The sequence below is a fragment of the Tyzzerella sp. An114 genome (genome assembly GCF_002161055.1).
Classification (GTDB): Bacteria; Bacillota; Clostridia; order Lachnospirales; family Anaerotignaceae; genus Fimicola; species Fimicola cottocaccae.
Genome location: NZ_NFLT01000039.1, coordinates 1 through 7321 on the forward strand (window position 1 = coordinate 1; position 7321 = coordinate 7321).

At 28.7% G+C, this 7321-nt stretch carries 10 protein-coding genes; 2 read left to right on the forward strand and 8 right to left on the reverse strand.

Annotation, left to right across the window (positions count from 1 at the left end):
- Window positions 1–172: 172 nt before the first annotated feature.
- From B5E58_RS12850 to B5E58_RS12860, 3 genes are all read right to left on the reverse strand, one after another.
- Entirely contained in the window at window positions 173–370 is a 198-nt protein-coding gene (locus tag B5E58_RS12850; protein WP_088110047.1) for a hypothetical protein, read from the reverse strand.
- A 95-nt stretch (window positions 371–465) separates the two neighbouring features.
- Window positions 466–738 (reverse strand): DUF3847 domain-containing protein, encoded by a 273-nt coding sequence (locus tag B5E58_RS12855; RefSeq protein WP_088110048.1) that lies wholly within the window; start codon window positions 736–738, stop codon window positions 466–468.
- Window positions 739–853: 115 nt separating this feature from the next.
- Complete coding sequence (locus tag B5E58_RS12860) at window positions 854–1795, reverse strand: hypothetical protein (protein WP_088110049.1); 942 nt, start codon at window positions 1793–1795, stop codon at window positions 854–856.
- A 162-nt stretch (window positions 1796–1957) separates the two neighbouring features.
- Between B5E58_RS12860 and B5E58_RS14065 the strand changes: the two genes are divergently transcribed.
- Both B5E58_RS14065 and B5E58_RS12870 read left to right on the forward strand, forming a co-directional pair.
- Complete coding sequence (locus B5E58_RS14065) at window positions 1958–2128, forward strand: IS1/IS1595 family N-terminal zinc-binding domain-containing protein (protein WP_443080090.1); 171 nt, start codon at window positions 1958–1960, stop codon at window positions 2126–2128.
- A 108-nt stretch (window positions 2129–2236) separates the two neighbouring features.
- The gene (locus B5E58_RS12870) at window positions 2237–2959 is read left to right on the forward strand and encodes an IS6 family transposase (RefSeq protein ID WP_088110050.1); all 723 of its coding nucleotides are present in this window, start codon (window positions 2237–2239) and stop codon (window positions 2957–2959) included.
- A 222-nt stretch (window positions 2960–3181) separates the two neighbouring features.
- On the opposite strand, the gene B5E58_RS12875 is transcribed toward B5E58_RS12870, so the two are convergent.
- The 5 genes from B5E58_RS12875 to B5E58_RS14020 all read right to left on the reverse strand — a co-directional run.
- Complete coding sequence (locus B5E58_RS12875; RefSeq protein WP_088110051.1) at window positions 3182–4771, reverse strand: recombinase family protein; 1590 nt, start codon at window positions 4769–4771, stop codon at window positions 3182–3184.
- An 11-nt stretch (window positions 4772–4782) separates the two neighbouring features.
- Window positions 4783–5580, reverse strand: coding sequence for a recombinase zinc beta ribbon domain-containing protein (locus B5E58_RS12880; protein ID WP_088110052.1), 798 nt, complete (start codon window positions 5578–5580; stop codon window positions 4783–4785).
- Complete coding sequence (locus B5E58_RS13835) at window positions 5580–6233, reverse strand: zinc ribbon domain-containing protein (RefSeq protein WP_242956678.1); 654 nt, start codon at window positions 6231–6233, stop codon at window positions 5580–5582. The genes B5E58_RS12880 and B5E58_RS13835 overlap by 1 nt, the downstream gene beginning before the upstream one ends.
- A 93-nt stretch (window positions 6234–6326) precedes the next feature.
- Window positions 6327–7109, reverse strand: coding sequence for a recombinase family protein (locus B5E58_RS13840; protein ID WP_242956679.1), 783 nt, complete (start codon window positions 7107–7109; stop codon window positions 6327–6329).
- 57 nt (window positions 7110–7166) lie between these two features.
- Window positions 7167–7321 (reverse strand): SHOCT domain-containing protein (locus B5E58_RS14020; RefSeq protein WP_164493565.1); only part of this gene is annotated, 155 nt, incomplete at its 5' end.

Below are 7321 nucleotides of genomic sequence, written 5' to 3' on the forward strand. Positions count from 1 at the left end.
ATCTTTGAATTCATCAACGCACTCTTTCATTATACGAGAAAGTATATCTTTTTCAGCAAATAACTGTTTACATATACTATCGTAGGCAGTCATAGTATTTTTTATATCATTACTCATATCCCTAAAGCACCTTCTTTCTATATTTATATTATAAATTATAAGGTTATTATCATCAATGAATAAAACTTACATTTTCCTCCACTACAACTCCATTCTGAAAACATATTTCAATCTTGCTTTCGCTTACAGCAATCACATTCCTTATTAACTTTCTTACAAGTGTATCATCATATTCTGGCATATAAATATTTGTGTTATCTATAAACTCATTAGCTTTATTTAATCTATCCCTACTGCCTAATGATTTCATCTTACTATTTTCAAGCTCATCAATACGCTGTGTGATTACTTTACAGGCTTCTTCATATTTTTCTATGTTATTGTGTGTATTATTTTTTATTAAATTTACAGGAAGTGCAGAGTCCCCTGGATGATGGGCATGGAGAGCTTGCTCGGAATGGCAATCAGCAGCTCCATCACATCGTCATCGGTCAGCAAGGCAGGCTCTCGCAGAAAAGTTTCCAGCATACTAGCACGAGTGCAAAGCCGGTGGGTTCTCTCGCTCCGTGTCAGGCATTTCAGTTCATGCTCCAATTGTTTCTCCCTGTGCTGGGCGGCAACCAGCTTTTTCTCGACTGCGGTTTTCTGGTAGTTCAGCTTTTCCAATTTTTCGTCCATAGAAGCTGCTCTCCCTTCTGAATAAAGAAAGCCGACACATTTCTTTTACGAAAAATGTATCGGCTGTTTCAGTTGTTTTTGAAATTGTTTCCTATAGATGTAACATAATAGAATATTATCTGTTTCTTCTTTGATCATCGTAACTAAATGCTGCAAGCCAGCTCATAAAAGTAGTATTTGAAGCTGTTATACTACTATAATACTGTGTCAACACAGTATTATTTTCGACATTATCAAGTGTACTTGAAATACGATCAAGCTGTACATGACTTTGCTTAATTTCCTGAGCCAACAACCTCTGACTTGCACTTATATCATCTAGTCGGTTAATGACATCATCAAGTTTTCCTATAATGGCATTCATTCTTAATTCATTTTCATATAAATTATAGGCTCCTTCATGACCAGTTAAAGTATCACAACGACCAGAATCTAGGTATTGGTATATTGTGCAAATTGGAATTAGCCCTCGGTAGCTAGGATATATATAATTTAGTTTATAATAATTTTGCAGCAAAGTTTTTGTGTCTCTTTGTTTTATTTGACATTCTCGAATTGCATTATCAGTTTTGTTCAATACATTTTGATAGTATTGCAAATTATTTTTTTTATCATATTCCTGCTGTTGATAAGATTTTAAAGCAACTATATTTCGTTGTTTTCTACCTAATAAAGTACTTGCACCACGCAAGAAGGCAAGGATTGCTACAATAATTGCCCCACCTATCAAATATGGCTGAAGGGGGACATCTCTCCCATCTTGAAAATTATGGAGAAAGCCCTCTCCTCCAAATGCCCAGACAATAAAACCTAGAATAAATCCAGAAATTGCACCTGGGATTAAACATCTTATTCCTGCCTTAATACTTGACAGAATTGTCTCATGTTCAAGTGTTGGAGCAAAATTAGTTGTCTTCTGAATACTTGATTTAATTTGAGCTTGCTTATAAAACAATTGATTAAGTAACATATTGAGTTGATAACATCTAATTTCTAAGTCTTTAATATTCTTAATATACTCTTTGCATTGAGATAAAGTTAGTGTCTGTATGGACACATTACTCCCCCCTTAAATCTCTTTGGTTTCTGTTAATTTAATATGATATAGACAACAACCCCTTACTAAGAATACAATAATTATATAAAAAAAGTTAATCCCCTTAGAAAGGGGCTGTTATCATGTATAATTATAAAAATTGCTTTTAAAAACAATTCTATAATCTGTCCTCGTTATTTTTCTAATTCCATTTATCGTTATGGAAAAGATTCTAACGGTAATCAAAAATATCGTTGTAATCATTGTAAACATCAATTTACTTTATCTAAAAACTTTAAACATACTAACAATTATCCTAAATGCCCTGTTCGTGGTAAAACTACTTTCATTTAGCATAAGTATGATACTTATATTCATTATAAATGTTCTTCTAAAAAATCTGGTCATTCAATTAAAGTACCTATTTTTAATACTGTTGCTAAGAAAAAGTTAATTCCTTAAATTTATCTTTCTTTTAAAAGATTTCGTTTTTCTCCTAATATAATTCTTACTACCTTAGCTCTTTACTTTGAAACCTTTGCTTCTCTCAGGCAGATTAAAATATTTTTGGAAAAAATGTTTAATATATCTGTTTCTCATATTTCTATTTATCGTTGGATTAGACATTTTTCTTCTTTCTTTAAAACTGTTTCTGAGTTTCTTATTCAAAAAGCTAATCTTCAATATGATGAATGGCACGCTGACGAAACTTATATTAAGATTAAAGGTATACGACATTATCTTTGGATTTTGCTTGACTCTAAAACAAGAGTTGTAATTGCTTTTTACCTGTATGACCTAAGAAATAGTTCTTCTGCTTATAAACTGTTTCAAAAGTCTTTAAATAATACCAATTCGGAATCTTCTGACATTGTTACAGACTATTTATCTGCTTACAATATGCCTATTTCTATGGCATATCCTAATATTAAGTATTATACATATTCATCATTTTCAGATAATTTAAACAATAATTTTATAGAATCTTTTAATAAAACTTTTAAAGCTTGGTATAAAACTAAAAAAGGATTTCATTCTTTTTCTTCTGCTTTAGATTTAATTTCTAATTTTATTTTTTATTATAACTTTATCCACAAACATTCTTCTTTATCAAACTTAACACCTGCTAATGTTGCAGGAGTAACTTATTCCGATAGAGAACTTAAAAACTGGTTTTTATTTTAAAAAACATAATAAATATCGGTTTTATTTGTATGCTCTTTTTTAGAAATATATTTTTGTATTTTTATTACCATATTAACTTAACAAATCATTAAAAAGTCCCACCAGATTGTGCATAAAAACCAGAAGCATGGTGGGTTCTGTTAGTTATATTATATAACTTTTATATAAATTGTCAATATAATACGATTATATTCATAATATCATTTGTTTATAAAATTAATTTTAATTATAAACTTTTTCGGATACCACAACCCCATTCTTACAGCATATTTCAATCAGACTATCACTTACAGCAAATACATTTCTTATTAACCTTCTTACAAGTGTATCATCATATTCTGACATATAAATATTTGTGTTATCCATAAACTCCTGAGCATTATTTAGTTTATCTCTCCCGCCTAAAGATTTTATCTTATTAGTTTCAAGCTCTTCAATACGTTGTGTTATCTCTTTACAGGCTGTTTCATATTCTTCTGTGTTTTCATATGTATTATTTTTTATTAAGTTTACAAGCTGTTTTTCCAATTCTTTTATCTTTGAGTCATATTCTGTTGTAGTATCTTTTGAAATTACACTTATAACATTTTTTCTGAAACTATCTACAAACTTATTTTTATCTTGAAGCTGTTTATTTATAGCATTCATAATAGCCTTTTGAAGAACTTTTTCATCATATGTAGGTGAGTTTTTGCAATATTTTGTTCCATTTCTAAGTCTGTTTTCACATCTCCAAACAGCTTTTTTCTCACCATACTTTGACCAAACCTGTCTTCTGTAAAGTGTTCCACATTCCTTGCATATAAACATACTTGTTAAGGCATATTTACTGTTATATCGGCATTTTCTGTCAGTTTCGTTTTTGCTTGGTGCTTTGTTTTTTGAATTAGCTCTTCTTTCTATTTCTTCTTGCACTCTATAAAATAATTCTCTTGGTATAATTCCTTGGTGGCTGTTTTCAGTGTAATATTGATTAACCTCACCATTATTAGTTCTACGTTCTTTTGTAAGGAAATCTACTGTATATGTTTTTTGACATAGTGTATCGCCTATATATTTTTCATTACTTAAAATTCTTATTACAGAGGCTACACCCCAGTTTGTTTTTCCTCGTATTGTCTTATATCCCTTTTCCTTCAGTTTATTGGCAATTTTATTATAACTGCTACCTTCCATAAATTCAGCGAATATAAATTTTACAACCTCAGCTTCTTCTGGTATAATTTCAAGCTGACCATTTTTATTTCTTTTATAGCCTAAAAGCCTGCTTACGAGGGTTTCTCCTGTTTCGTATTTCCTTTTAAGTCCCCATCTTACATTTTCGCTGATATTTCTACTTTCTTCCTGAGCTTGACTGCTGAGTATGGTTATAAGTAATTCTCCTGACGAATCTAATGTATTAATATTTTCTTTTTCAAAATATACAGCTATGTTTTTTTCTTTAAGTTTTCGTATATGTATAAGGCTATCAACTGTATTTCTTGCAAATTTTGATATTGATTTTGTTATAATCATATCAATTTCATTACTTTTTTTGATACACCTATCTATCATAGCATTGAAATCATTTCTTTTTTTGGTATTTGTAGCTGATATACCATCATCAGCATATATACCTGCCATATTCCAGTTTGGGTTTTCATTAATTAGTTTTGTATAGTATTCAATTTGTGCTTCATAGCTTGATTCTTGTTCTTCTTGTAATGTACTAACTCTGCAATACGCAACAACATTTAATTTTTTATATTTTGGTTTGACATTCTTATTAGTATCAACTTTTGCCGGTATAACTGATATCCTTCGAGTTGCCATAAATATCACTCCTAAATTTTTTCTTCTATTTCTGCTCCATTTTTCAATATAATCTTTATTTTTCCATTTTTATAAACTGTAAATTTATCTAGTGCAGTTATATCTATTTTTTTGATTTCTTTTTTATAATCTGACATTTCATACATAACAGATGACCTTTTATAAATCAGCTTAATTAATTCTTCTTGTGAATATTCTTTTGCATCTGTTTCAGCTATTTTTATTTCTCTGTCTAAAGCCTGATATCTTCCGGAGTTTTGTTTTAATCCATTTTCTTTACACTCCAACAGTTTTGGATTTTCATTGATTTTATCAACAATCCTTGACCATATATTTTCTATTTGTTCATCAGATAATGAAATATTTTTATAACATATCTTTCTTTTAAAGACTTTGTGGCTACAATTCCATATGTATTCTTCGCCTCGCTTATATCTGTGATAATCTGCTCCACACTCACCACAGACAATTTTATCTTTGAAATTTTCTTTTACATAACTATATGGTTTATCCTGATTTTTTCCTATTTCATTCAATCTTTGATTTTTTATTTTCTGTGCTGTTTCAAATAAATCTTCATCTATTATTGATGGCAAGTCATTTTCTCCTGTATAAACCTTATCATCAAGAATTCTTTTTACTTTGTGTCTACTCATATCGAAGTTTTTGATATAATTCTTTATTTTTGTTATATAAACGCCTTCGCAGAAAAGTTCATATATCTCTTTAACTATTTTTCCTTCAATATCATCTATAATAATTGTTGTTCCATCAAATTTATAACCATAAGGTAATCGCCTTGTTGCCATTATCTCATCTCCCTACATTCCAACTTGTTTTTTAATATAAATGTTATTTCGCCTTTTGATATTAAAATTTTGTCTATGACTTTTTTAAATAGTTCTTTATCATATTCCCTAATAAATTTAGGTGAATTTTTTATTAAATCAATCAGCTTTTCTGTTTCTCTGATTTCATAATTCATTTGACTTTTTTCTATATATCTTATCTTTTCTATATTAAGTTCAATTATTTTCTGTTCAGTCATATTTTTTTGTCGTATATAAAAAGCAGAGTCAATACACCTTTTTTGCATTAGTTGATTTAAGGTGTTGCTCTGCTTTATAAATTCATCTATTTTGTTTTCATAATCTTTTATTACTTGATTTTCTCCTGTATGCTCTTTTATAGCATATAGTGATTCAACCATAGGTATTAAAATTTTCTCATAATTATTTGATAACTTGTTCCACATTTTTACAAACAATTCTTTTATTAAATCTTCTTTTACTATATCCATATCACAATATTCTTTTGATATAATTCTATTTTTACAAGTCCAAGTGATATCCTGTTTAGGCTTTACCTGCCTGTAAAATACATCACCACATTTTGAACATATAATCTTTCCCCTAAATTCTGTTACTTCATTTTTTTCATTTTTAGGTTTACAGGATAGCATTATTTGAACTGTTTCATATTCTTCTTTGCTTACAATAGCTTTGTGGTCATTTTCTATAAGTATCTGTGGTACTTCACCCTTATTTATTTTTCTCTAAAAGGGTACTATATTCATACTATAAGTTTTCTGATGAAGTATATCTCCTGTATATATTGGATTTTTTAATATTCCATATACTGTTGCTGAATTCCATATTTTATTGCCTTTTGGACTTTTTATTTTACCTTCAGTAAGTTCTCTTGCTATCAAATAAATACCTTTTCCATTAAGATATTCATCATATATAAATCTTACAACTTTTGCTTCTTTTGATACAAATTTAAGTCTACCTTTTTTATTGTTACAATATCCATAAGCTGGGTTTGACATTATGTATGTTCCATATAAAAACCTTTTTTGTATACTCCATTTTTGATTTGTTGATATACTTTCTGATTCTGCTTGTGCTACTGAACTGTATATTGATAACAATATTTCACTTTTTTCAGATAATGTATGTATTTTCTCTTTTTCAAAGTACACATCAACTTTTAATTCCTTTAAATTTCTTACTATACTTAAACAATCAATAACATTTCTTGCAAACCTTGATATTGACTTTGTGTATATAATATCTATCATACCATTTCGGCAATCATCAAGCATTCTTTCAAACTCTGTTCTGCCTTCTTCTTTAGTTCCACTTTTTCCATAATCAGCATAAATCCCTACAAACTTATGATTTGGCTTTTCTGTTATAAAATTTTCATAATACTCTTTTTGTACTTCGTAGGAATTTATCTGGTGGGATATATCTGTACTTACACGACAGTAGGCACAGGCTCTTTTAATATTGCTTTGTTTATTAATTGCTTCTATAACTTTTGTAACTCCCATTTCAGACACCTCCTTATATAACATACAATACCTTATTTAGACTTACACATCTATAATTTAATCATATATTTGTGCTATTTCTGGATTAAAAGTTTTTATATTAATTTTATCTATTTTTTTATATTCTTCTTCTGTTATCAACTTTCTTAAAAACATTCTTTTAAGTATTTCCTTAGATAACATATACATTATTTCATTTTCAAATTGATTAT

Excerpts from the sequence above, each read along its gene's own strand:
- B5E58_RS12850 (WP_088110047.1), bottom strand. The coding sequence starts at position 370 with ATGAAATCATTAGGCAGTAGGGATAGATTAAATAAAGCTAATGAGTTT.
- B5E58_RS12855 (WP_088110048.1), bottom strand. The coding sequence starts at position 738 with ATGGACGAAAAATTGGAAAAGCTGAACTACCAGAAAACCGCAGTCGAG.
- B5E58_RS12875 (WP_088110051.1), bottom strand. The coding sequence starts at position 4,771 with ATGGCAACTCGAAGGATATCAGTTATACCGGCAAAAGTTGATACTAAT.
- B5E58_RS12880 (WP_088110052.1), bottom strand. The coding sequence starts at position 5,580 with ATGGCAACAAGGCGATTACCTTATGGTTATAAATTTGATGGAACAACA.
- B5E58_RS13835 (WP_242956678.1), bottom strand. The coding sequence starts at position 6,233 with ATGCTATCCTGTAAACCTAAAAATGAAAAAAATGAAGTAACAGAATTT.
- B5E58_RS13840 (WP_242956679.1), bottom strand. The coding sequence starts at position 7,109 with ATGGGAGTTACAAAAGTTATAGAAGCAATTAATAAACAAAGCAATATT.